The organism is Shewanella sp. UCD-KL21 (assembly GCF_001957135.1).
Taxonomy (GTDB): Bacteria; Pseudomonadota; Gammaproteobacteria; order Enterobacterales; family Shewanellaceae; genus Shewanella.
The window spans coordinates 199,438-225,548 of the sequence record NZ_MPHK01000003.1; the positions used below are offsets into that span (position 1 = coordinate 199,438).

The 26,111-nt window shown below is 40.6% G+C and carries 24 protein-coding genes; 12 read left to right on the top strand and 12 right to left on the bottom strand.

What is annotated here, in order from left to right; all coding sequences use genetic code 11:
* Positions 1-13 precede the first annotated feature (13 nt).
* Genes hisC through hisG form a run of 3 tightly spaced genes read right to left on the bottom strand, consistent with a single transcriptional unit; the run spans position 14 to position 3,312 of the window.
* The gene (hisC, locus tag BM739_RS04455) at positions 14-1,075 is read right to left on the bottom strand and encodes a histidinol-phosphate transaminase (RefSeq protein ID WP_139326814.1); all 1,062 of its coding nucleotides are present in this window, start codon (positions 1,073-1,075) and stop codon (positions 14-16) included.
* A 24-nt stretch (positions 1,076-1,099) separates the two neighbouring features.
* Positions 1,100-2,386 (bottom strand): histidinol dehydrogenase, encoded by a 1,287-nt coding sequence (gene hisD / locus BM739_RS04460; protein WP_076537934.1) that lies wholly within the window; start codon positions 2,384-2,386, stop codon positions 1,100-1,102.
* A gap of 26 nt (positions 2,387-2,412) precedes the next feature.
* A complete protein-coding gene (gene hisG / locus BM739_RS04465) occupies positions 2,413-3,312 on the bottom strand; it encodes an ATP phosphoribosyltransferase (protein WP_076537699.1) in 900 nt (299 codons plus the stop codon).
* 586 nt (positions 3,313-3,898) lie between these two features.
* Between hisG and BM739_RS04470 the strand changes: the two genes are divergently transcribed.
* From BM739_RS04470 to rnd, 8 genes are all read left to right on the top strand, one after another.
* Entirely contained in the window at positions 3,899-5,842 is a 1,944-nt protein-coding gene (locus BM739_RS04470) for an ATP-dependent DNA helicase (RefSeq protein WP_076537702.1), read from the top strand.
* 147 nt (positions 5,843-5,989) lie between these two features.
* Complete coding sequence (gene tsaB, locus BM739_RS04475) at positions 5,990-6,697, top strand: tRNA (adenosine(37)-N6)-threonylcarbamoyltransferase complex dimerization subunit type 1 TsaB (RefSeq protein WP_076537705.1); 708 nt, start codon at positions 5,990-5,992, stop codon at positions 6,695-6,697.
* Positions 6,698-6,824: 127 nt separating this feature from the next.
* Positions 6,825-7,241 (top strand): hypothetical protein, encoded by a 417-nt coding sequence (locus BM739_RS04480; RefSeq protein ID WP_076537708.1) that lies wholly within the window; start codon positions 6,825-6,827, stop codon positions 7,239-7,241.
* Positions 7,234-7,920 carry a M50 family metallopeptidase gene (locus BM739_RS04485; RefSeq protein WP_076537711.1) on the top strand — a complete coding sequence of 229 codons (687 nt, stop codon included), beginning with the start codon at positions 7,234-7,236 and terminating at the stop codon, positions 7,918-7,920. The genes BM739_RS04480 and BM739_RS04485 overlap by 8 nt, the downstream gene beginning before the upstream one ends.
* A 165-nt stretch (positions 7,921-8,085) precedes the next feature.
* Positions 8,086-8,862, top strand: a complete 777-nt coding sequence (locus BM739_RS04490; protein WP_254843468.1) for a class I SAM-dependent methyltransferase — start codon at positions 8,086-8,088, stop codon at positions 8,860-8,862.
* Between the two features lie 43 nt (positions 8,863-8,905).
* On the top strand, positions 8,906-9,820 hold the full coding sequence (locus BM739_RS04495) for an alpha/beta fold hydrolase (protein ID WP_139326815.1): 915 nt from the start codon (positions 8,906-8,908) through the stop codon (positions 9,818-9,820).
* A 230-nt stretch (positions 9,821-10,050) separates the two neighbouring features.
* On the top strand, positions 10,051-11,724 hold the full coding sequence (gene fadD, locus BM739_RS04500; protein WP_076537717.1) for a long-chain-fatty-acid--CoA ligase FadD: 1,674 nt from the start codon (positions 10,051-10,053) through the stop codon (positions 11,722-11,724).
* A 69-nt stretch (positions 11,725-11,793) separates the two neighbouring features.
* Positions 11,794-12,906, top strand: coding sequence for a ribonuclease D (gene rnd, locus BM739_RS04505; protein WP_076537941.1), 1,113 nt, complete (start codon positions 11,794-11,796; stop codon positions 12,904-12,906).
* A 144-nt stretch (positions 12,907-13,050) separates the two neighbouring features.
* Here rnd and minE read toward each other — a convergent pair whose 3' ends face one another.
* Genes minE through minC form a run of 3 tightly spaced genes read right to left on the bottom strand, consistent with a single transcriptional unit; the run spans position 13,051 to position 14,817 of the window.
* The gene (minE, locus tag BM739_RS04510) at positions 13,051-13,311 is read right to left on the bottom strand and encodes a cell division topological specificity factor MinE (RefSeq protein ID WP_076537720.1); all 261 of its coding nucleotides are present in this window, start codon (positions 13,309-13,311) and stop codon (positions 13,051-13,053) included.
* A 2-nt stretch (positions 13,312-13,313) separates the two neighbouring features.
* Complete coding sequence (gene minD, locus BM739_RS04515; protein WP_076537724.1) at positions 13,314-14,123, bottom strand: septum site-determining protein MinD; 810 nt, start codon at positions 14,121-14,123, stop codon at positions 13,314-13,316.
* A 28-nt stretch (positions 14,124-14,151) separates the two neighbouring features.
* The gene (gene minC / locus BM739_RS04520; RefSeq protein ID WP_076537727.1) at positions 14,152-14,817 is read right to left on the bottom strand and encodes a septum site-determining protein MinC; all 666 of its coding nucleotides are present in this window, start codon (positions 14,815-14,817) and stop codon (positions 14,152-14,154) included.
* 122 nt (positions 14,818-14,939) lie between these two features.
* Here minC and BM739_RS04525 point away from each other — a divergent pair, with 122 nt between their 5' ends.
* From BM739_RS04525 to BM739_RS04535, 3 genes are all read left to right on the top strand, one after another.
* Entirely contained in the window at positions 14,940-15,218 is a 279-nt protein-coding gene (locus BM739_RS04525; protein ID WP_076537729.1) for a YcgL domain-containing protein, read from the top strand.
* A 134-nt stretch (positions 15,219-15,352) separates the two neighbouring features.
* On the top strand, positions 15,353-16,327 hold the full coding sequence (locus tag BM739_RS04530; RefSeq protein WP_076537732.1) for a lytic transglycosylase domain-containing protein: 975 nt from the start codon (positions 15,353-15,355) through the stop codon (positions 16,325-16,327).
* A gap of 40 nt (positions 16,328-16,367) precedes the next feature.
* Positions 16,368-16,808 (top strand): YcgN family cysteine cluster protein, encoded by a 441-nt coding sequence (locus BM739_RS04535; RefSeq protein ID WP_076537734.1) that lies wholly within the window; start codon positions 16,368-16,370, stop codon positions 16,806-16,808.
* 7 nt (positions 16,809-16,815) lie between these two features.
* Here the strand turns inward: BM739_RS04535 and dsbB are convergent, their stop codons facing one another.
* Both dsbB and nhaB read right to left on the bottom strand, forming a co-directional pair.
* On the bottom strand, positions 16,816-17,325 hold the full coding sequence (gene dsbB, locus BM739_RS04540) for a disulfide bond formation protein DsbB (protein WP_076537737.1): 510 nt from the start codon (positions 17,323-17,325) through the stop codon (positions 16,816-16,818).
* Positions 17,326-17,435: 110 nt separating this feature from the next.
* Positions 17,436-19,022, bottom strand: coding sequence for a sodium/proton antiporter NhaB (nhaB, locus tag BM739_RS04545; RefSeq protein WP_076537740.1), 1,587 nt, complete (start codon positions 19,020-19,022; stop codon positions 17,436-17,438).
* A gap of 445 nt (positions 19,023-19,467) precedes the next feature.
* Between nhaB and fadR the strand changes: the two genes are divergently transcribed.
* Positions 19,468-20,199: a fatty acid metabolism transcriptional regulator FadR gene (gene fadR / locus BM739_RS04550; RefSeq protein ID WP_076537943.1), complete on the top strand. Its 732-nt coding sequence runs from the start codon at positions 19,468-19,470 to the stop codon at positions 20,197-20,199.
* 79 nt (positions 20,200-20,278) lie between these two features.
* On the opposite strand, the gene BM739_RS04555 is transcribed toward fadR, so the two are convergent.
* From BM739_RS04555 to sodB, 4 genes are all read right to left on the bottom strand, one after another.
* Complete coding sequence (locus tag BM739_RS04555; RefSeq protein WP_083698063.1) at positions 20,279-21,901, bottom strand: SpoVR family protein; 1,623 nt, start codon at positions 21,899-21,901, stop codon at positions 20,279-20,281.
* Positions 21,902-21,910: 9 nt separating this feature from the next.
* Entirely contained in the window at positions 21,911-23,182 is a 1,272-nt protein-coding gene (locus BM739_RS04560) for a YeaH/YhbH family protein (RefSeq protein WP_076537743.1), read from the bottom strand.
* A gap of 70 nt (positions 23,183-23,252) precedes the next feature.
* Positions 23,253-25,187: a PrkA family serine protein kinase gene (locus BM739_RS04565; protein WP_076537745.1), complete on the bottom strand. Its 1,935-nt coding sequence runs from the start codon at positions 25,185-25,187 to the stop codon at positions 23,253-23,255.
* Positions 25,188-25,504: 317 nt separating this feature from the next.
* On the bottom strand, positions 25,505-26,089 hold the full coding sequence (sodB, locus tag BM739_RS04570) for a superoxide dismutase [Fe] (protein ID WP_076537748.1): 585 nt from the start codon (positions 26,087-26,089) through the stop codon (positions 25,505-25,507).
* Positions 26,090-26,111: the final 22 nt, after the last annotated feature.

Sequence of the window (26,111 nt, forward strand, 5' to 3'; positions counted from 1 at the left end):
GTTAGCACTGTTGTTACTGATTAAGCCTATCAAGTACGGCGATTAATCTATCGGTATCAGTTTGTGAGCTAAAACTAAAACGAATACGTGCAGCAAGTCTTGGGTCTTTATAAGCTCTGGCAACAATGCCCGCTTGCTTGAGTGCTGCGGCAATTAATTCAACCTTATCAAATTCTGCTAAAACAAAGTTGCCGTTAGCGGGCAACACTGTTGCGCCAGCTTTTGTTAATGAGGCTGTCAGTCTTAAGCCTTGTTGTTTTAGGCTAGCAACTTGTTGCTCCATTAGTGAAATGCCGTTATCCGACAGGGCTTTTTCTGCCACTTGTTGCACTGGTAAAGGCACTGGATATGGCGCAATGACCCGCATGATCAAATCGATAATGTCGCTGTTTGCCATTAAAAAGCCGCAGCGAGCGCCAGCCAATGCAAAGGCTTTAGATAATGTTCGTAACACCACAAGGTTAGGATATTTAGGAATTAAATCAGCCACGGAGTATTGCGGCGAAAACTCAATGTAGGCTTCATCAATCACCACAATAGCGTTAGGCATCGAGGCAATTGCCGTTTCAATGGTGTCTTTATCAATGATGGTGCCAGTAGGATTATTAGGATTACAAATAAACACGATTTTAGCGTCGCCAACTTGCTGGGCAAAAGCATTGGGTAATTGATAATCTTTAGTCAGCGATAAGTTAGTGACGCCAATATTGAAGGTTTTAGCGCTTATGGCATACATGCCATAAGTTGGGCCAAAACAGGCAATGCTGTCGACTGCAGGAACACAAAATGCTCTGATCAATAATTCAATAGCTTCGTCAGCCCCGCGGCAAGTGACAATATTATCTGCGCTTACCTTTGAATATTCAGCATAAGCATTAATCAAACTTGTCGGTTGGCATTCAGGGTAACGATTGAGCTTATTGAGCTCACTATTATTAAATGGCGACTCATTAGCGTTTATCCATACATCACCTTGACCGCCAATACGCCTTGCACTTTCGTAAGGCGTTAACTCAAGCAGTTCTGGTCGTGCAAGTTTGGCTGCTATTGGCGTACTCATCGAATCAGTCATCATCCTAATCTCACTTCACTTTTTATTTCACAGGCTGTTTAAACGTATGGCAACGGCTTGCTTATGGGCATCGAGTAATTCATTTTCAGCTAATACCATCACAGTCTTAGCTAAGCTTTGTAATCCTTGGGCGCTTAGTTCTTGTACGGTAAAGCGGCGGCTAAAGTCAGCAAGAGACAAACTTGATACCGAGCGGCTATAACCGTATGTCGGCAGTACGTGGTTAGTGCCGCTGGCGTAATCTCCAACTGACTCTGGCGTGTAAGCCCCAAGAAACACACTACCTGCGCCGCGAACTTGTTTAAGTACTGCGCGTGGATGACTGGTTTGAATAATTAAGTGCTCTGGCCCATATAAATTAGACACTAACGCCGCTTGCTCCATATCATTCACAATAATACTGCGACTGCAGCTCAGTGCTTGAGCGGCAATATTACTGCGCGATAAGGTCTTTAATTGCGACTCAAGCGCCAGATTAACCTTTTCAGCTAACTCGATAGACTCAGTAACTAACATCACTTGTGAATCAGGGCCGTGTTCAGCTTGGGATAATAAATCAGCCGCAATAAAAGCGGGCTCAGCGTCTTTATCGGCAATCACTAACACTTCAGAAGGACCTGCTGGCATATCAATAGATACACTGCAGCGACCATCTTGGGATACTAAACGTTTAGCTTCGGTGACAAAGCGATTACCAGGGCCGAAAATTTTATCTACTTGAGGAATACTGTCAGTGCCAAAGGCGAGGGCTGCAATGGCTTGTGCGCCGCCAACTTGATAAATCTCAGTGATGCCACACACCTGTGCTGCGTAAACAATGGCATCATTAATTGGTGGCGGGCTAACTAAAACCCGCTGTTGGCATCCGGCAATTTTTGCTGGCAGCGCTAGCATCATGACGGTGGAAATCAGTGGCGCACTGCCGCCAGGAATATACAAACCCACTTTTTCAATGGCTTCAGAGCGAAGCTCGCAGCGGATCCCAAGCTGAGTTTCAACATCAATAGGGCTAAAGGTTTGCGCCTGATGAAAGCGTTCAATGTTTTCTGAGGCCACCGCAATGGCTTGCTTTACCTCATCAGAGACGCGGCTGCAGGCGGCATTAATTTGCTGCTCAGTTAACCCTAAGGTGTCGACTTCAACGCCATCAAACTTTTGATTAAAGAGCGTTAACGCTTGATCGCCGTCTTTTACCACTGCATTAATAATGTCGCGCACGGTTTGCTCTACACTGTCATCACCAATTAATGGCGAGCGAGCTAAGGCTTGTTGCTGCGCCTTAGCATCGAGCTTGGCCCATTGAAGAATTTGCATTTGCTGCTTCACATTTGCCATAAAGGCTACCCCGCCATTTTTTCAATTGGCATAACAAGAATTGAACTTGCCCCTAAGGCGGTTAATTCTTCCATCGTGTCCCAGAATAAATCTTCAGTGCTGACAGCGTGAACAGCAACCCGATTGCTATCATCATTTAATGGCAGCACTGTTGGGTTTTCAGCACCCGGTAATAAAGCCACAATTTGATCTAATGTTTCAGTCGGCGCGTGTAGCAAGATATATTTACTTTCGCGAGCGCGCACCACACCATTCATACGGGATAAAATTTTATCAATTAGCGCTTGTTTAGCAGGCACTTGCTCTTGTGCTGATTGGATAATACAAGCCATTGAACGGTAGATAACGTCAGTTTCGTATAAGCCGTTGGCTTCAAGGGTGGCGCCCGTTGAAACCAAATCACAGATCCCGTCAGAAAGGCCAGCACGTGGCGCAACTTCAACTGAACCTTTAAGCATACAGTCGCTATAGTTAATGCCTTTTTCTTGCATATAACGGCGTAGCAGGTTGGGGTAAGACGTTGCGATACGTAAGCCTTCTAAAGAGCTAGCATCTTGGTAGCTAAATTCATTAGGTACCGCCAGTGATAAACGACAGGCACCAAAATCAAGTTCGCGTAATTTAACGCAATCTGATGGTTTGCCCAGTGTTTGGCGCTCTATTTGTTCTTCTTCCAGAACATTCTCACCAATAATGCCTAAATCAACCACACCATCCATGACTAAACCCGGAATATCATCATCACGTACCCGCAATAAATCGATTGGCATGTTGTCAGCGTGCACAATCAAGCGCTGCTCATTAACATTGAATTTAACGCCACAGCTTTTTAATAGCTTTTGAGACTCTTTTGAAAGTCGGCCAGATTTTTGGATTGCGATACGTAGTCTGTTATTTTCGCTCATAATGAAGCCCCTAATAAAATTGATATAAAAAACAAATATTTAAAACCTAAAACTAAAAAACCCCTGAAATTTCTTTCAGGGGTTTGGGTATTTTGTCCACCGCCTGAAGGAAATAGTCCTTCGGCAGTTAGCATCCGAAGGCTACCGCATATGGTGATGATGATGATTTGTATTGATTCGGATGAACATAATAAATTCTCTTTAAATTAACGTCTGTAATTTTTTTACAACCTATTTTGTGACAGACTGTAATTTGTGTACAAACACGTTAACCGCTTTTAGGGTTGTTTGCAATACAGAATAAACACATATTTTGTATTTTTTTAAAATAAAAAATATATCTTATATCAGGGGGATAATTACGTGGTGTTTAGGCGTTTATTTGTGCAGTTTGTATATACAAGTTAATGATAAACATTAGTTTATGTAACGCTAAGGATTTTATTGATATTTATACAGGGCAGTAAAAACAGTGAGCCTAGATTACTGTTTGAATAGCAACTTTATATTGATAAATTGATAGGCAAAGATTGTTACCTAAGCGATTAAAATAGATAATAAGCCACATATAAGTTGCTTACTATCAATGCTGAAAGAGTCAAATGTGACCACTCGATTACAAAAAGAAGTACAACTGGCTTTTTCGCCAACAGGCGCATTAGCGAGGGGGATCCATTCCTATCGCCCCAGACAAAGCCAATACGATATGGCGCTGGCGGTGAGCGATGCTATAGCTCAAAAGCATAATGTGATCCTTGAGGCTGGTACTGGGGTGGGTAAAACATACGCCTATCTGATCCCGGCGTTATTAAGTGGCAAACAAATTATCATCAGCACTGGCAGTAAAAACCTTCAAGAGCAGTTATTTTTTAAAGACTTACCTTTATTACTGAAGATGTTTTCAGTGGCGCCCAAAACCGCCTTGTTAAAAGGCCGTAGTAATTACTTGTGCCAATTAAGATTGGAGAAAAACTTACAACACATTAGTCAGATGCCACCGAAAGTGGTTGATGAACTCATTAAAATTAATCAATGGGCCAGTGTGACCAAAGATGGTGATATTGGTAACTTGACCGCTGTGGCTGAAAATTCAGCCACCATTGCCACAGTAACCAGCACCAAAGAAACTTGTACCGGCAAACGTTGCAGTTTTTATGATGAGTGTTTTAGTCGTAAAGCCAAAATAAAAGCACAAGATGCCAAGATTGTGGTGGTGAATCATCACTTGTTTTTTGCCGACCGTTTATTAAAGGACACCGGCTTTGCCGAGTTATTGCCCGATGCTGATGTGGTGGTGTTTGATGAGGCGCATTTGGTGCCTGATGTGTGTATTAATTATTTTGGCCAACAAATTCCAACCAGAGAGCTAGACAGATTACTTAATCGTATCATTGAGGTCTATCGCACCGAGCTGCGCGATACCATTCAGCTTGAGCAATTAAGCCAACGTTGTTTAGTCAAATTGGCTGCGTGGCAAAATGACTTGATTGATGCTGATGTTACTGATTGGCGACAGGTTATTTCCAATAAAGCGCTTGCGAGTTCATCTTGGGAATTGTTGAAAGAATTTAATTTATTAACACAAGTTACCACCGAGCACGTCGGACGAAGTGAATCTTTAGATGACATTGTAGTGAAGTTATCAACATTGGTGGCAAATCTTAATAGTTACTTTGAATGCAATGACAGCAATGCTGCTTATAGTATTGAGCCCAGCGGTCAGCATACTATGTTACGAATTTCGCCGATTAATATTGCCAAACAATGTCAGCAATTATTTGATAAACAAACCCAGTGGATCTTTACTTCGGCGACCTTGCAGGTTAATCGCCAGTTAACGCATTTTGCCGATGAAATGGGCTTATCGAAAGCCAAGCAAATGATTTTAGACAGCCCATTTGATTACCCCAATCAAGCCATGTTCTGCGTGCCGCGCCATTTAGCCAAATCAGGCCAGAGCGCAGCTAATGTTAATCAGCTGGTGGATGTTTGTATTCAAGCCATCAATGCGGCCCAAGGGCGCACATTTATACTATTTACCAGTCATAATATGTTGCAGCAAGTGGCGATTGCCTTACAAAGGCGGGTGCAATACCCCTTATTGGTGCAAGGCTCGGCCAGTAAACAAAGTCTGTTAAACAAGTTCAGGCAACTTGGTAATGGAGTATTACTGGGCACCAGCAGTTTTTGGGAGGGTGTCGATGTAAGAGGGCGGCTACTTAGTTGCGTGATTATCGATAAACTGCCGTTTGTCTCACCTGATGATACCTTGTACCGCGCCCGTGCAGCCAATGCTGAGCGCAGTAATAAAGATCCCTTTGCTAGTATATCTCTGCCCCAAGCGGTGATCAGTTTAAAGCAGGGCGTCGGACGGTTAATTCGCGATGAGAAAGATCGCGGCGTGTTAATTTTGTGCGACAATCGCATTGTAAACAAAGCTTATGGTGAAGCCTTTATTAACTCGTTACCGCCAATGCATCGCACCCGAGATTTAGATAAAGCGTTAAGCTTTTTAAAAAGCATCCCATAAGTTATTATACTGCAGTTGATGATTTAGCTGATTCAGTGCCGATAAAATGCCTTACAGGCTTTAGGTTTATTAGCTAAATCATCATACTCAGCATTAGTTAGCCCAGCATTTTTTCCATAGTTAATGGTAAGGTAAACACGTTTTTACATGACTCAACTTCATACAGATTTAACGATTCTCGCATTAGATACTTGCACTGAATCTTGTTCAGCGGCTTTGTTACATGACAACAAACAGTATAATCGCGTGTTTGATGCACCAAGAGAGCATAGCCAACGTATATTACCTATGGTTGATGAGGTACTAACCGAAGCCGGCATTAAAATTTCAAATGTAAATTTAATAGCCTATGGTCGTGGACCTGGCAGTTTTACCGGGATTCGTATTTGTACCAGTATGACCCAAGGCTTAGCGCTTGGGCACGATATTCCTGTTATTGGTGTTTCAACCTTGGCTGCAATGGCGCAAATGGCCATTGAAACTGAGCAAGCTGAACAGGTTTTTTGTGCCATCGATGCCCGTATGAGTGAAATTTATTGGGGACAGTTCAAAAATGTCGACGGCATTGCAACTCTAGTGGGGGCTGAGCATGTTTCTAGCCCTGATTCAGTTGAGCTTATCTTAGATAAGCAAAAGCCAATGCATATATCTGGTACTGGTTTTGTAGCTTATCCAGATTTATTGAATGATGTAGCGACAACACAGACGACCCAAATAACATTACCTGACGCATCAGCTATGATTAAGTTAGCTATAAAAGGGCATGAGCAAGGACTAGCTACCTCAGTGGATGAACTTGCACCTGTGTATTTACGTGACAAAGTCACTTGGACAAAATTACCTGGTCGTGAATAAATAAGACCATGTGTTTGCAGCAGTGATAGGGAGCTAATGTTTGCTATCACTGACTAACAATTAAGGCCGATTGGGTTGCCGTTGTTAGATGCGCCATAATGGCTTTTTTATAATAGGAGTGATAACAATGAATGCTTTCTTACAGACTTCAGTTCAGCCTTTATCCTCCTATAATCCCAGCAATATTAATGGCCATACCAAGGTTTCAGCTATCGCAACTAATGGTGTTGATAAGCTTTCTGCATTACAAAATCAAACTCAAGTCCATAATCAAACTCAAGTAAATAATCAAACAGACACGCTTGATGCCGCTAAAGATGACAGTAAACAGTTACCGGCGCTAACTAGTGTAGAATTTGATTCCAAGCTTGATGCTAAATTGCAATACGACAATGACATGGCGTCAGCGACGAGAGATAAGCCATTCAAAGACCATTGTCAGACATTGGCCAGTGCCGGTGCGATACAAGAATATTTAATAAACCAACATTCGGCGCAACGAGAACATATTCAACAAATGGTAGGAATAGATTTATATGCATGATGCTGCACCGAACAAGTTTTCCGCTATCCCTTCAAAAGGTCGCTTTTTTCTCGAATTACTATTTGCCTTTTTAATTACCAAATTGCCTTTCATTAGTATTCCATTCAAATGGTTTGAAAGTTATTTCCATGAAATATCTCATGGTATAGCAGCCATCTTATCTGGCGGCATAGTGACTAAAATCCAGCTGTTTCCCAATGGTGCAGGCCTTTGTTTTACTCAAGGGGGCTTTGCGCCATTAATTACTTTTGCTGGCTACCCCGGCGCTGCGTTGTGGGGCTACATGATTTTCTTGTTAGCCACTTGGCGAGCAGGGATCCGCTTTACCTTAGGCATATTAGGAATAACCGTTATTGGTTCATTAATCCTGTGGGCACGAGATCTACTCACCATCGGCATATTAATATCTCTTGCGGTTGTATTCTTATTACCTCTTAAATTTGATCATAATGCTTTACTTAATAGCTTATTACGGGTCATGGGATTAATGATTGTCTTGAATGCTATGGCAAGCCCTACGGTACTATTTCGAGTTGTAGGCCAAGGCGATGCAGCTAAATTGTCGCAACTGACTTGGATTCCTGCTTGGATTTGGGTAATTATGTGGCTGATATTCAGTTGTTTTATGTTATGGATGTGTTGGAAAAGAGTTGACGACAAAAAGCTGCCAATCGGCTAAAGTGATCGACTTAGCAACCTTTGCCGTACCAGTTGCTGATATTTTCGAGACAATTTATTCAGGGAGAAGACAATGAAACGTACGTTATTATTATCTACCGCTATTGGGCTTAGCGTTTTAGGCTTGTCTGCTGTCACTAATACAGCAATAGCTCATAACCATGGCATGGCTGAAAACCCACAGGCTATTAAGGTTAACCCACAACTGGCTGCAGCCGTCGCCAGTGATTTCAGAACTGAGAAAAGTAGCGCACGGGACAAATACCGTAACCCAGCAGAAACCTTAACATTTTTAGGTATTCAACCTGATGATACCGTGATTGAATTATGGCCTGGCGGTGGCTGGTATGCGCAAATTCTAGCGCCTTACCTCGCGGCAAAAGGTCAATATATTGGGGCAATTTTTGAGACTAACCCAAAAGAAGACACAAAAAGAGCTCAGTATTACGCCAAATCGGGTAAAAAATTTGAAGCTTGGCTTGCTGAAAACAAAGCGGTATTAGGCAATGCTTCAACAGTGACATTCCAGCCGCCAGCATCATTGGCTTTAGGGGATGATAACAGTGTTGATTATGTACTGACTTTCAGAAACCTCCACAACTGGGCTGGGCAAGCGCAATTAGAAAATGCCTTCACTGCATCTTATAAAGTGTTAAAAGAGGGGGGGGTGTTTGGTGTAGTAGAACACAGATCAAATCCAGGTATGTCATTTGAAAGCGGTTATATGGATCAAGCTGAAATGATTACCCTAGCTGAAAAAGTGGGATTCACGCTAGCGGCAACATCTGAAATTAATGCTAACCCTAAAGACACCAAAGACTATGAGAAAGGAGTTTGGACTTTACCACCGCGTTTAGCATTAAAAGAGCAAGATAAAGACAAGTATCTTGCTATTGGTGAAAGCGATCGCATGACGCTAAAATTCGTCAAAAAAGCTAAGTAATCTTAAGTTAGACATTCAGATAAAAAGAGTCAATTAAGTGCTTATGAATGAGTCAATTGAACAATCGCTGCCAGTTGAAGAAGTCGATTTTCAATTGGCTCATATTCGTTTAAGCGCCAAACGCTATGGCTGTAAAAACAAGCCTATTTTATTGGCTTTACATGGCTGGTTAGATAATGCAGATAGCTTTGAACCTTTAGCGACAGCGTTACATTCTCAGGGGATATTAAGCCAATATCAACTACTCGCTATTGATTGGCCGGGTCACGGTAATTCACAACATAGACCTGGCAGTTATCCACTTCATTGGCTTGATTACATTTATGACTTGGATGAATTAATCAATCATGTAAGCCCTTCAACTCCCATCAACATCCTTGGTCACTCTTTAGGTGGTATCATTGCGGCGGCCTATAATGCTTGCTTTGCCCACAAAGTCGATAAGCTCATTTTGATTGAAGCATTAGCGCCGTTATATGAAAAGCCAACTCACGCCCAAAAGCGATTAATTAATAGCTTTCAACAGCATAATCGTTTTAATGGCGCTAAATCATCGACTGCGAACTTAGCAACAGTTAAGCAAAGCTTTACCCTCGATAGAGCAGTTAATGCCCGTCATCAGTTAACTGGGCTTGATAAAGTATGGTGCGAGTTAATCATTAAACGTAATGTTGAAATTAAACATCAGCAATTATGTTGGAAAAGTGATCCCCGCCTTAAGCTAGACTCACCTTATCGTTTAACCTTTGAGCAGGTTGACGCATTAATGAGCATCAGCGATACCCAATGTTTATTAATATTAGGCGAGCAGGGCTTTAAGCAGTTAAAATTAGCTTTACCTCAAGCATTATCATGGTTTAGCCGCCTATCACATATACAAATTGAAGGTGATCACCACCTACATATGGGTAGTGCAAAGCTTGTGGCCGATAAAATTAGAACTTTTATTCTAAGTTAGTTTGTTGATGTGGTGAAATCACTAGGATTTTTATTTCATTTATGTGATTATGGTCCGAATTTAAACGGTCGTATGATTTTATGGCTAAACAATAAAAATTAACGAAAACAACTTTGCTGCGACTAACAATAATAAAAATTTACGCTAGTTTTAAAGAGCAGTGATTTTTAGACCTTGCCAATATTGAAGGGCTCCTTCATAGCAATGGGCTAATTAAATAGGAGAAAATTGTGGACCATCCTTGGATTAATAATTTACCAGAAAATGTACCAGCAGAAATTGACCCTCAACAATTTACCTCTTTGGTAGACATGTTTGAAACAGCAGTGTCTAAATATGCTGATCAGCCTGCTTTTATCAACATGGGGGCGACATTAACCTATCGTAAGTTAGAAGAAAGAAGTCGTGCATTTGCTGCCTATTTACAAAATGAACTCAAGCTTGAAAAAGGCGATCGTGTTGCGTTAATGATGCCAAACTTACTGCAATACCCTATTGCACTGTTTGGTATTTTACGTGCAGGAATGGTAGTGGTAAATGTAAATCCACTTTACACCCCTAGAGAGCTTAAACATCAGTTAGTCGACTCAGGTGCTAAAGCTATTGTCGTGGTCTCTAACTTTGCCCGCACCCTTGAAGAAGTTGTTGCAGAAACCCCTGTAGAGTCAGTGATTATCACCGGCCTTGGTGATCAGCTTAGTGCACCTAAACGCACCCTAGTTAATTTTATTGTTAAATATATCAAAAAGATGGTGCCTAAATATGATTTGCCTCATGCATTATCTTTTAGACAGTCGCTTACCAAAGGTCGCCGTTTACAATATATCAAGCCTGAGATAACCACTGATGACTTATCATTTTTACAGTACACCGGTGGCACCACTGGTGTTTCTAAAGGCGCAATGTTAACTCACGGCAATGTGGTCAGTAATGTCTTGCAAGCTAATGGCGCTTATTCCCCAGCCTTAAAAAATGGCTCTGAATTTGTGGTTACCGCTTTACCGCTTTATCACATATTTGCATTAACTGTTAATTGCCTATTGTTTTTGCACAAGGGCAGTACAAACTTACTTATTACTAACCCAAGAGATTTGCCAGCATTTATTGGTGAGCTTAAGAAATACCCATTCACAGCCTTAACTGGGGTTAATACCTTATTTAATGCCTTAGTAAATAACGAAGATTTTAAAAATTTAGATTTTAGCCGCTTAAAGTTCTCAATTGGCGGCGGCATGGCGGTGCAAAAAGCGGTGGCTGATAAATGGCAAGCCATTACCAAAACGCGCCTGTTAGAAGGCTATGGTTTAACCGAGGCCTCACCACTAGTGACCTGTTGTCCTTATAACCTCGAAGGTTACAATGGCTCAATTGGTTTTCCTGCTCCCTCGACTTTCATTCAAGTCAGAGATGATGACGGTAAGGTATTAGCCCAAGGTGAAACAGGTGAGTTATTTGCTAAAGGCCCTCAGGTAATGAAAGGCTACTGGCAACGCCCAGAAGAAACCGCCAAAGTGATTGATAAAGATGGTTGGTTAGCCACGGGTGATATTGGTTACATGGATGAACTCGGCTTCTTTTATATTGTCGATCGCAAGAAAGATATGATCTTAGTTTCTGGCTTTAATGTTTTCCCTAACGAAGTGGAAGACGTGGTGGCATTGCACCCAAAAGTGGTTGAAGTTGCTGCTGTTGGTGTCCCAAATGATGCAAGCGGGGAATTAGTTAAGATTTTTGTTGTTGCAAAAGACAACACTGTGACTGAACGCGATCTCATTAAGCATTGTCGCCAACATTTAACAGGATATAAGGTACCAAAGCTGGTAGAATTTAGAGATGAGTTACCCAAATCCAATGTAGGTAAAATTTTACGACGAGAACTTCGAGACGAAGTTAAATCAGCGTAAAGTAAAGCCGGCAATAGCCGGCTTTTTATTAGCTTTATATTGGTTAAAAAGATGAAATCGGAGCGTATTTTGTTATCGTTTGAATATATCAGCGACCCAGAAAGTTTAGCGAAATTAGTAGCACAGTATCAGCAAAGTGAATTACTTGTGCTTGATACCGAATTTGTTAGAACACGAACTTATTACGCAAAGTTAGGGCTTATTCAAGCCTATGATGGCAAGACACTAGCGTTAATTGACCCCGTTGCCTTAGCTGATTTATCAGCATTTTGGCAGTTATTGTCAGATACGAAGATCACTAAACTTGTTCATTCATGCAGTGAAGACTTAGAAGTGTTCGCGCGTTATGGTCAATGTCAGCCAAGCCCGTTATTTGATAGTCAAATTGCAGCGACCTTTTCAGGCCTAGGGCATGGTTTAGGTTATGCGAAGCTGGTCAATACCTTTTTGGATATCGAAATAGATAAAGGTGAGTCACGCACCGACTGGATGAAACGGCCGCTGACTGATGCACAACTGCAATACGCTGCAAATGATGTGTATTACCTTTATAAGCTTTACCCGCAATTGTTAGCGAAAATACAACAATCTAACCGTATGGATTGGCTACTTGAAGAAGGTGAGCGCATGACAGAAGGGCGTTTAACTCCGCCTGATGAAGAGTTTGCTTATTTAAAAGTGAAAAATGCCTTTCAACTATTTCCGCAGCAGCTAGCTTACTTGAAAGTATTAGCCACTTGGCGCTTACAAAAAGCACTGAAAAAAGACTCCGCCCTTGGGTTTATCATTAAAGATCATGCCTTAATTGCATTAGCTAAAAAACAACCTAAGACAGTGATTGAGCTTAATCAGCTAAATGATCTAACAGAGCATGAAAAACGCTTTCACGGTAAAGAACTGATTAAAGTGTTACAAACGGCTGACCTAGACAATCTGCCTGAAGCGGTAGATGTAATCGCGCTGAAAAATGGTTACAAAGCCTCATTTAAAGAAGTGAAAAATATTCTTATTCAGGTGGCAGAGCAGCATGATGTTGCTATTGAGTTTATCGGTTCTAAACGTTTAATTCATGAGTTTTTAATGTGGTTGTACAATAAGCAACCTGCAGAAAAACCTTTGTTATTAAAAGGCTGGCGCGCCAAGCTAGTAAAAGATGCCCTTGCTGCAATCAAGTTTAGCTAAATTGCCACATCTAGTGTAAAAATTGCTGCTACAAAAAAGCCAAGAGTAAACTCTTGGCTTTTCTTTACGCTCTTCGTTACTGGAGAGTATATTTTTACAAACTCAGGCACAAACTCAGGCACAAACTCAGGTAAAAGCTCAGGCTTACTTACCTTCAGGTAAGGTCACATTAAGTTCTAATACAGATAGGTTTTCATCATTTTGTTCTAATTGAACCGACACCTGATCTTCAGAGATATGTACATATTTTCTAATGACTTCAAGGATCTCTTGTTTCATTTTCGGAAAATAATCTGGCGCGTCACGTTCACCACGTTGGTGCGCAACAATAATTTGTAAACGCTCTTTAGCTGTGACCGCAGTGTTGGTTTTTTTGTTACTTTTAAAGTAGTCGAGTATAGACATAATTAGCTACCAAATATCCTTTTTAGGAATCCTTTTTTCTCTTCTGTCAGAAATCTAAATGGTACTTCTTCACCAAGTAAACGTTGTACAGTATCAGCATAAGCCAGACCTGCATCACTTTCGTCATCGATAATTACTGGCACACCAGAGTTTGAAGCTTTTAGCACTGCTTGTGACTCAGGAATGACCCCAAGTAATTTAATTGCCAAAATCTCATTCACATCTTCAACACTGAGCATTTCACCTGTTTTAACTCTAGCAGGAGAATAACGTGTTAGTAATAGAAACTCTTGAATAGGTTCTAAATTTTGTTCAGCGCGACGTGAACGGCTTTGCAACATTCCCAAAATACGGTCAGAATCTCGTACTGAGCTGACTTCTGGGTTGGTGGTGACAATAGCAATATCAGCAAAATACAATGCCATCATTGCGCCTTGCTCAATCCCTGCTGGTGAGTCACAAACAATATAATCGAAATCTTTGCTTAGCTCTTCTAATACACCGCCAACGCCTTCTTTAGTCAGGGCATCTTTATCACGTGTTTGTGACGCCGGTAAAATAAACAGTTTGTCACAACGCTTATCTTTAATTAATGCTTGATTAAGATTGGCTTCACCATTGATCACATTAACAAAATCGTAAACGACTCGGCGTTCACAACCCATAATTAAATCAAGGTTTCGTAAACCGATATCAAAATCAATGACGACTGTTTTCTTTCCTTTCAAGGCTAAGCCAGTCGCTATTGCTGCGCTTGAGGTTGTTTTACCAACACCGCCTTTACCTGATGTGACAACAATAATCTGTGCCATGTTGTTATATATCCTTTTAAGTTGCCACTTACTGTGGCAATGATTCAACCATGAGTGTTTCGCCATTTAAGCGAATGCAGCCGCGTTGGTCACTGCAGTTTTGTTGTAAATGTTCAGCTAACCAATACTGCCCAGCAATAGAAACGAGTTCGGGGTCTAATGCATTGGCAATAATAATACTATTAACATCGCCAGACGCCCCGGCCATTGCTTTGCCGCGTAATGCACCGTATATATGAATGCTACCATCTGCAATGACTTCTGCGCCATTGCCAACCGCACCAAAAATGACTAAATCTGCATTTTTTGCGTAAATTTGTTGTCCTGAACGGATATTTTGCTTCACTATTTTGGTTTCTTTTAATGGCGCAGGCATACTTTTAGCTTGTTTGCCTGATTTAACCACTGCAAGGCCTAATAGTTTGGCTTGGCTACTAATGCTTTCATTTGCTGATGTTACACCAACTATAATGAGTTGGTTATCAGTAAGAAGTTGTTTTAATGCGGCTAAATTAATGTTTTCTTGCTCAATTGCACTTAAATTTAAGATTAACGGTGCACCAATAAAAAACTGTGGCGCTTGAGATAATTTACTTTCTAAGTCAGCTGCAATAGCGTTGAAATCATGGGTGTTGATATGGAGTACTGAAAGCGTGAAAGAGGTAGCTTTTAACTCGAGACTTTGTGTGGCCATCCAGGCTTAACTCTCCAAAAAATGTCAGTCTAAGAACTGAATTACAATTAATTTAATCATTGTCCATGTTATAGTGTGCGTTGTTTACTATCAAGCAAGAAACAGAGGAATTTAACCCCAAGATGATTTGTACTGTATATAAAAGTAGTCGAAAAGTTGATACCTATTTATTTGTCGAGAAGCGCGACAATTTCGATGCCGTTCCTGAGGCTTTAATGAAAATGTTTGGCGTACCTAAACTGGTGATGATGGTGCCTTTATTAAAAAGAACTGAACTTGCCATGGCCGACATTGAAAAAGTAAAAACTGAGCTTGCTGACAAAGGCTACTATTTACAAATACCGCCCCCTGTTGTTAATTTACTGGCAGAGCATCGTAGAAGTTTAGGTTTAAATGACTAGCGATATTTTTGAAAATAGTTATAGTTTGTTTATGATATAATTATATATTTTACTATTCCGGTGCCTGCTAAAACGTGTTAACGTTTAGTTAATAAAAATAAGAATAGCAATGCTGAGTTAATTTAGGACAATTTATGATTTGGAAGGTCATTTCATCTGTAATAGTTTATTTGTTAGCTGTGAATGTGGTTTTTGCGCAGCAAGATATTAGTTTTGATGATTATTTAGACTCACTTAAAGATAAAGCTATCGCTGCGGGTATTTCCTCAAACACGATCGATGAACATTTCTCAAAAATCAAAGTGTTTAAAAGAGCCACAGTAAAAGGCTCTGAAACCAGCTTGAATCTAGAAAGTTACATTCCTAAAAATGTACCTGAAATAACCGTTGTTACCGCAAGAGCGATGCTGAAAGAGCAACAAGACGCTATCGTTGCTATTGGTGACCGTTATGGGGTTCAGCCGCGCTTTTTAGTTGCGCTATGGGGATTAACCTCAGAATTTGGTGAGCAACAAGGTAATTTCCCGATTTTATCTGTTACTGCATCCAATGCTTATTCTGGCAATCGTGAGCAATTTTACATTGATGAATTTATAGCAGCTTTACGCATCATTGAATCTAATGAGGTTCAATACGAGCAATTAATCGGTTCATCAACTGGCGCTATGGGCCACCTACAATTAATGCCGTCACAGTACTTAGCATTTTCTAAAGATGGCAATGGTGATGGCAATAAAGATATTTGGAATAATCAGTACGATGCCTTTGCAACTGCAGCATCAATGCTGCAGGCATCTGGTTGGCGTAATGATGAAACCTGGGGGCGTCAAGTTAGCTCAATTGAAGCATTAACCGTTGAAGATACCGGCATAGACAATGCTAAAACTTTTAATGAATGGCAAGCGCTTGGCGTACGTCGCTATAACGGTAATGATTTGCCCAAGCGTGATGATATGCAAGTTGCATTGTTAATGCCTGACGGTGAAAAAGGTCGCCAATATCTGGTGTATAATAATTTCAAACTGCTTCAAAAATGGTCTAACAGCGAACATTTTTTATTAACTGTGACTTACCTTTCTGAACGAATCAAAAATCCGCCAATCAATTAGTGATACAATAGCGCCAATGTTATTTTATTACTATTGAACTATGTCTTTTTGGAATGAAAAAAAGCTCGAAGAAATGAGTATCGTACAGTGGGAATCACTGTGCGATGGTTGTGGAAAATGCTGCTTAAACAAATTAATCGATGATGAAACAGAAGAGTTGTATTACACCAATGCAGCTTGTCATTTGTTAGATGATGGAACTGGCGGTTGTCGACGTTATCCCGAACGCTTCAAATATGTTCCAGCCTGTACGGCCATTACTGCAGATAATGTAGCTGAATTAACATGGCTACCGGATTCTTGTGCTTATAAGCGTTTATACCAAGGCAAAACGCTTCCCAGCTGGCATCCGTTACTGACAGGTTCGAAAGAGGCCATGCATGAAGCTGGCATATCGGTGAAGGGTAAAACCATTAATGAAACCAAAGTACGTGAGCTAGAAGACTATATCGTACTTTGGCCATTAAAAGACGTTGAATAATAAGTCTTTATTTAGCTGGTTTTACTGCTGGAATGATCATCACTGCCAGTACCACTAAATAAACCATAAAAGTGACAACCATCCATTGCGCCATGCTGACTGATAAGAATGTCCAAGGCGAATCACTGCACATGCCAGTAGGGGAAAATACTGCTGGCAACCATTTATCCAGTGGCATCCATGTTGGAAATTCTGGAAAAAACGAGCAAGTTGAGAATGGCGATGGGTCGGCCTGTAGTTTATTCAGTTCAAGAGATAACTTTAATCCCCAGGCAGCACTGACTCCCCAAGCTCCGATAGCCAATATTCTGGTTAGCCAGAATTTTGGTGCTATCAGCCCCACCATAGCGGCAATAATTAATCCTAACACCGCCACTCTGACATAAATGCACATGACACATGGGGCTAAATGCATCACGTATTGAAAAAATAGCGCAGCAGCCTCTAGGGCAATTGCTGACATAAGTAATATTAACCAAGCGCTACGTGAACGAGTGAAACTCTGTAAACGATTCAAATCAAACTCCTTTCGATATTATATTTATTATTAGTATGAAAATTCAACGGCATATAAAAAAGCACCCTCATTAGAGGGTGCTTAATTGATAATGTTCAAATTATTAAACATTAATGCCCGGTTGCAGCGCCAATAACGTCTTTTGCAGTATGGTGGATGATGATGTGACTATCATAAAAATACTGGGTCATATCGGTTAAGAAGCCAGATTCAATAGTAACAACTCCGACAATTGACAGTACAATCGTATAAGGCAGTGCCATCCAAACCATACGGCCATAGGACAGTCTTACTAGTGGTGCTAAAGCCGAGGTCAGTAGGAATAAGAATGCAGCTTGACCGTTAGGGGTCGCAACAGAAGGCAGGTTAGTACCTGTGTTAATCGCGACTGCTAATAAATCAAATTGGTCACGAGTGATTTGGCCGCTGATTAATGCCGCTTTGACTTCATTAATATAGACAGTACCCACAAACACGTTATCGCTCACCATCGACAATAAGCCATTAGCAATATAGAACACCACTAATTGGGCGTTACCTTCAAAGCTTAATGCCCATTGAATAACAGGGGCGAATAAATGTTGATCAATAATCACACCAACCACGGCAAAAAATACCGCAAGTAAGGCTGTGAAAGGCAAGGCTTCTTCAAATGCTTTACCAATCGCATGTTCATCTGTCACGCCATTAAATGCCGTGGTTATGATGATAACCGATAACCCAATCAGACCAACAGAGGCTAAATGGAAGGCTAAACCCACCACCAACCAAATACCTGCAAGAACCTGAACAACCAGTTTCATCTTATCGGCAGTGGTTCTGTTTGCATCTTCATAGGCAGCATAATCGCTTAAAATTTTATGAACCGCATCTGGCAGTTGTGCGCCATAGCCAAACCATTTAAATTTTTCAACAATAAAGCAAGTGGCTACGCCTGCAATTAATACCGGCATGGTAACAGGTGACATACGAATAAAGAATTCACCAAATTGCCAATGAGCTTGGGCTGCAATAATTAAGTTTTGTGGTTCACCGACCATAGTACAAACACCGCCAAGAGCAGTACCTACACCAGAGTGCATTAGTAAGTTTCTTAAGAAACCACGAAAAGCCTCTAACTCTTCATCGCATAACTGTTCACGATCTTCTTTAGTGTGGTCATGATCTGAACTGAAGTCTTTTCCTGATGCCACCTTGTGATAAATCGAGTAGAAACCAATGGCTACAGCGATGATAACCGCGATCACCGTTAGGGCATCTAAAAAGGCCGACAGAAAAGCAGAAGCGGTACAAAACATCAATGAAACAACAATTTTTGAACGTACTTTCGTGATCATTTTAGTGAACACAAAAAGTAGTAATTGCTTCATGAAGTAAATACCAGCAACCATAAAGATTAATAATAGTAATACTTCGAGGTTAGCTTCTATTTCATGTAGAACTTGTGTGGGGGAGGTCATGCCTATTATTACAGCTTGTATGGCGAGTAAGCCGCCTGGCTGTAATGGGTAGCATTTTAGTGCCATTGCAAGGGTAAAAATAAATTCTACTACCAGTACCCAACCTGCGATGAATGGGCTGACATAGAAAAATAATAATGGATTTATAACGAGGAACAACAATATTGCATATTTATACCATCTTGGTGAATTACCCAAGAAGTTATGAAAAAATGCATTACCAGCAGTTGACGGCATAATAGCCTCTCCAGTTGTGATTTTGTGATAGTGAAATTTACTGGAAGGAATTTCGTGACAAATAGAGCGACGTATTTACAGCTGACTTTGAATAAGACGAATTACATTGTTTCTAAACTATCTTGCTCAGTAAACAATTTTTCGTCATAGCCTTTTTTATCAGTCATTTAAACGCATTATATTTGTTGGTTTCAAAATTCGTTAGCTGTATCGCTAACTTACATCCTTTTGTTTGACGCGGTATTTTAGCGCAAACTTCAATGATTGTAATCCAAGAAAATCTATCATTCGACAAATAGCCAACGAATATAACTGCTGCGTCACAAACTTATCTGCTATTGATGAATAAGTAACCAACAACAAGGCTGAATGAAAGCTTTAACGGCTATGTATGGTGTGTATTTATATTTCCTCTGGTATGATCTGTCTATTGATTAACCACGGGATGTTAAAGTTGACAATTATCAATGCAAAGGGTCCTGCAAGTTTTGCAGAAAAATGGATTGTACGTTCCATCTGGGAAAATAAGTTTCCACCGGGATCGATATTACCCGCAGAGCGTGAACTATCAGAATTAATTGGCGTAACAAGAACAACATTAAGAGAAGTGTTACAACGATTAGCGCGTGATGGTTGGCTCAAAATTCAACATGGCAAACCAACCCAAGTGAATAATTTTTGGGAAACCTCTGGCTTAAATATTTTAGAAACTATTGCCGATTTAAACCCTGAGGGCTTTCCGTTATTGGTTGATCAGCTGCTTTCAGCGCGAGCCAATGTGAGTATTATTTATTTTCGCGGCGCCATTAGAAATAACCCAGAAAAAGCCCAAGCGGTATTAGCAAAAATTCATCAGTTAGAAGACACTGCTGAAGCTTATGCTGATTATGATTACGAATTACATCATGCGTTAGCGTTTTCTTCAGGAAACCCGCTGTATGTACTTATTCTCAATGGCTTCAAGGGATTGTATAGCAGAGTCGGTCGCTATTATTTCTCGAGTGAAGAGGCGCGAGCCATCTCACTAGACTTTTACAAAAAGCTGGAAGTCTTAGCCATTGAGCACAAATACCATGACGTTAATGGGTTGATGAAAGCAAATGGCATTAACAGCGGCGTTATGTGGCAAAAGTTGCGTGATGATATGCCTGCAGAGATTGCTATCAGTAATAAATAATAGCTAATTAATACAGTAAAAAACCAACCGCGAGGTTGGTTTTTTTATGGCTTAAGTTAATGAAACCCTGTAACAGTGATCACATGGTCGTCATCTTATTTTCGACTTTAGCTGGGGGACATTGCGACAACTTGGTTACATTACCCGACTCTTCAAGTTGTTCGATGCTGACATCAAAGCCCCATAAACGATGTAAATGTTTTAGTACTTCTTCGTGGCTGTGGCTCAGTGGAATACGCTTATTGGGGATGTAGCGTAATGTTAATGACCGATCACCATTTATTTTTACTTGTTGCACTTGGATATTTGGCTCTAGATTTGACAAATTATATTGCTGTGACAATTTTTCTCTGATCAAGTGGTAACCACTATCATCATGAATAGCTGAAATAGATAAGCGGTTACAACTATCATCATCTAACACACTAAAGAGTTTAAAATCTCGCATAACTTTTGGCGACAGGTATTGGCTTATAAAGCTTTCATCTTTAAAGTTTTCCATTGCAAATGTAACCGTTGTTAACCAGTCGCTGCCGGCTATCTCAGGAAACCAGCGTTTGTCTTCTTCAGTAGGGTGTTCACATATACGCCTGATATCAACAAACATATTAAAGCCCAATGCATAGGGATTAATGCCGCTATAATGTGGACTATTGTAGGCGGGCTGGGCGACCACTGCAGTATGACTTTGCAGAAATTCCAACATAAATCTGTCTGTGACAGTGCCTTGATCAAACATATGATTCAATATGGTGTAATGCCAAAAGGTCGCCCAACCTTCGTTCATTACTTGGGTTTGTTTTTGCGGATAAAAATATTGCGCCATTTTTCGTACAATTCGGACTATTTCACGTTGCCAAGGTTCAAGTAATGGGGCGTTCTTTTCAATAAAATATAAGATATTTTCCTGTGGCTCTTCAGGAAATTTAATTTCATTTTCCGCTTTTATGTTATCAGGGTTAACGGGTACGGTGCGCCACAGATCGTTAACCTGACTCTGCAAGTAACTCTCACGGTCTTTTTGGCGCATTTTTTCTTCTTTAAACGACACCTCAGCAGGGCGTTTATAACGGTCAACCCCATAATTCATCAATGCATGGCAAGAGTCGAGGGTTAGCTCAACTTGTTCAACACCGTAGGTTAACTCGCATTCGCGGATGTAGTTTTTAGCAAACACCAAGTAATCAATGATCGAGCTAGCATCGGTCCAGGTTTTAAATAAGTAATTATTTTTAAAGAAGCTATTATGGCCAAAACAGGCGTGAGCCATCACAAGGGCTTGCATGGTAATGGTATTTTCTTCCATTAGATAAGCAATACACGGATCGGAATTAATAACGATTTCGTAGGCTAATCCCATTTGACCGCGGCGGTAACCTTGCTCCGTTTCAATAAAACGTTTGCCAAATGACCAATGGGTGTAACCAATCGGCATACCGATACCTGCATAGGCATCCATCATTTGCTCTGCGGTGATCACTTCAATTTGATTGGGATAACTTTCTAATTTGTAAAAAGCCGCCACTTTTTCAATTTCTGCCATGTAGGTTTCGAGCAGCTCAAAGGTCCAATCAGGGCCATCATCTAAAGGTTGTTTGCCATGCCCTTTAGGCTGTGATGTTTCGGCATTATTGGCTGATTGCGGTGTGTTTTGTCGCTCTTCAATGCCAGCATTTTTGTCGTCAGTAGTCGGTTTTGTCATTATGACCCCTTAGCTAGGCTGCTTTTTGAATAATTCACGGAACACAGGATAAATATCGTCTACTTCTTTGATGTGTTGTACGGCGATATTGCCAAATTGTGCTTGTAAGGTTTCATATTCACGCCAAAGCGTTTGATGCGCTCTACGGGTTATTTCGATGTAACTAAAATAGCGAGATACTGGTAATATTTTCTCAGCAAGGATTTGCCGACAAGCAGGAGAGTCATCAGCCCAATTATCGCCATCAGAGGCTTGTGCAGCATAGATATTCCACTCATCAGCTGGGTAACGTTTTTGCTGAATTTCATGCATTAAGTTCAATGCGCTAGAAACAATGGTACCGCCAGTTTCTTGGGAGTAGAAAAATTCATGCTCGTCTACTTCTTTTGCTTGGGTGTGATGGCGGATGTAGACCACTTCAAGATTTTTATAGGTCTGGGTTAAAAATAAATACAGTAAGATATAAAATCGTTTTGCCATATCTTTGGTGGCTTGATCCATTGAACCTGAGACATCCATTAGGCAAAACATCACAGCCTGACTAGATGGTTTTTCACGTTTGGAAAAATTATTAAAACGTAAATCGAAACTGTCTATAAAAGGCACACTGTCAATACGTTTTTTGAGATCTTCAATTTGCTGTTTTAAATCCATGATCAATTCAGCTTGGGTGCCGGGGGTATTTTCAAGCTCGTGAAGCTGCTTAATAAGCTCGGCGAGTAATTTCTTTTTCCCTGCAGTCATGGCAATACGTCTTGCCAGTGAAGACCGTAGTGAGCGAACAATATTGATGTTCGCTGGTACGCCAACATTGGTGTAACCTGCGCGATATGTTTCAAACTCAACCATTTGCTTCGCGTTAGTTTGCTGTAAATCAGGTAGTGCTAAATCTTCAAATAACAGCTCTAAATATTCATCATTTGATATTTCAAATAAAAATTCATCCTTACCTTCGCCGCTGTTAGAGGCTTCACCTTCACCACTACCTTGTCCGGCAGCGCCGCCTTTGGGGCGCTCAATTTGATCGCCTTTATTAAACTGATCATTACCCGGGTGGACACGCTCTCTTACGCCGCCTTGGCCTTGATGAAATGTTGGTTCGCTGATGTCACGTGTTGGGATACTGATTTTCTCGCCTTTATCGATATCAGTAACACTTCTTCTGGTTACGGCTTCACTGACCGATTTTTTGATTTGCTTTTTGTAGCGTTCAATAAAACGTTGTCTGTTGACAGTGCTTTTACCTTTTGCATTGAGGCGTCTATCAATAAAATTTGCCATACACAACTCCTAATGGACTTTGCCCTTAACGGTTTTTAACGGATTAAGTTAAGGGCAAAGTTAGCAATACTTATGACGATTTACGTACCCTCAAATACCACTCTGAAAGTAATCTCACTTGTTTTTGGGTATAGCCTTTTTCCATCATGCGATTGATAAAGTCATCGTGTTTACGTTGATCATCTGCTGAGGTTTTCGCGTTAAACGAAATAACCGGTAATAAGTCTTCGGTATTGGAGAACATTTTTTTCTCAATCACCACTCTAAGTTTTTCGTAACTGGTCCACAGTGGGTTATTACCGTCATTATTGGCTCTGGCGCGCAATACAAAGTTGACGATTTCATTACGAAAATCCTTTGGATTACTAATACCAGCAGGTTTTTCGATTTTTTCTAATTCAGCATTTAGCGACGCGCGATCAAATAGCTGGCCAGTTTCTGGGTCTCTAAATTCCTGATCTTGAATCCAAAAATCAGCATACGTCACGTATCTATCAAAGATGTTTTGACCGTATTCAGAGTATGACTCTAAGTATGCGGTTTGAATTTCTTTACCGATAAATTCAACATATTTAGGAATGAGATAACCTTTTAAAAACTCGAGGTACTTTTCACTTAACTCCGCAGGGAATTGTTCCTGTTCGATCTGTTTTTCAAGTACATAAAATAAATGCACTGGGTTTGCGGCAATTTCAGTATCATCAAAGTTAAACACTCTAGATAATATTTTGAATGCAAAACGAGTGGATAACCCCTGCATGCCTTCATCGACACCGGCATAATCACGGTACTCTTGGTACGACTTGGCTTTAGGGTCGGTATCTTTTAACGTTTCGCCATTGTAGACGCGCATTTTTGAGTAAATCGAGGAGTTCTCAGGTACTTTTAAGCGCGACAAAATACTGAACTGAGCTAAGGTTTCTAAGGTGCCAGGGGCACAAGGCGCTTTAGAGAGTTCTGAGTTTGACAGTAGTTTTTGATAAATCTCTATCTCTTCAGACACGCGTAAACAGTAGGGCACTTTTACAATATAAACCCGGTCTAAAAATGCCTCATTGTTTTTATTATTTCTAAAGGTGGTCCACTCAGATTCGTTGGAGTGAGCTAAGATCATGCCGTTATAAGGTAAAGCAGATAAGCCTTCAGTACCGTTATAGTTGCCTTCTTGTGTAGCGGTAAGCAGTGGATGCAACACCTTAATCGGTGCCTTAAACATTTCCACAAACTCCATCACCCCTTGGTTAGCACGGCATAATGCGCCTGAATAAGCATAAGCATCGGCGTCATCTTGTGAAAAATGCTCTAACTGACGAATATCAACTTTACCCACTAATGCAGAAATATCTTGGTTATTCTCATCACCGGGTTCTGTTTTTGCGATAGCGGTTTGATCTAAGATCGAAGGGTAAACCTTAACCACTTTGAATTTAGTAATATCACCACCAAATTCATGTAAACGTTTTACTGCCCATGGTGACATGATGGTTTTAATATAGCGTGGTGGGATGGCATATTCGTTAGTGAGCAGCTCAGCATCTTCATCGGGGTCAAATAAGCATAAAGGGTGATCGTTAACGGGGCTGCGTACGCCATTGGCACTTAAGATGTAAATAGGTACCTTTTGCATTAAGGCTTTAAGTTTTTCTGCTAATGATGATTTACCACCACCTACTGGCCCTAATAGGTAGAGGATTTGTTTTGATTCCTCTAAACCTTGAGCGGAATGTTTAAGGTACGAGACAATTTGCTCAATGGACTCTTCCATTCCATAAAAATCAGTAAAGCTTGGGTAGTAAGAAATTAATCTATTAGAAAAAATTCTACTGAGTTTAGGGTCTTTTGAAGTATCGATGGTTTTAGATTCACCGATGGCCATTAGCATCCGTTCGGCCGCCGACACATAAGCACTTCTATCTTCCTTACAGATTTCAAGAAACTGCTGTAGTGAGTATTCTTCGTCTAGTTTTTGCTCATAACGTTGTTGGTAATGTTCGAATATGCCCATAAGAAACCCCTTTAAACTAAGGTGAAAGTACTTGAGTGACAGCGCATTTATGGTGTTAAGCCGGTTTTAATTTAAACAAAATAGTGGTGCTTTTTTAATGGCCGTTAGATAAAGTCTAGGTCAGGGATTTGAGATTAGCGAATGGGGAATTGTAAAAAATTCTAATAAAAACAAAGATAAAACGTTGCAAATGCAACTGTTGCAAATGTAGTTGCTTGGTTTGAGCAGTAAAGATGAAACAGAAACACTAAGCATAAACCAATAAAAAAGGAGCTAATTAGCTCCTTTTATTCATCTCATTGTAAACTTGTTAGCATTTAGCCAGCGAAGTTTGCGTTAACGAATTCCCAGTTAACTAATTCCCAGAAAGCTGCTAGGTAGTTAGGGCGAACGTTACGGTAATCGATGTAATAAGCGTGTTCCCAAACATCAACAGTCATCAATGGTGTTACTGACTCGTCAGTTAAAGGAGTCGCAGCATTGCTTGTATTAACAATAGCCACAGAACCGTCAGCATTTTTAACTAACCAAGTCCAAGCACTACCAAAGTTGTTTACTGCAGAATCAGTAAATTTCGCTTTGAATTCTTCAAATGAGCCGAAAGCTGCATCAATTGCTTCAGCGATAGCACCCGTTGGAGCGCCGCCAGCATTAGGTGCTAGACAGTTCCAATAAAAAGTGTGGTTCCAAATCTGAGCTGCATTGTTGAATACGCCACCAGTTGAAGTTTTAACAACTTCTTCTAAAGTTTTGTTTTCAAATTCAGTACCTGCAACAAGACCATTAAGCTTAACAACATAAGTGTTGTGATGCTTACCGTAATGGAATTCGATAGTTTCTTCAGAAATATGTGGTACAAGTGCGTTCTTAGCATATGGTAATGCTGGTAATTCGAAAGCCATTAGTATCTCTCCATGGACTTAG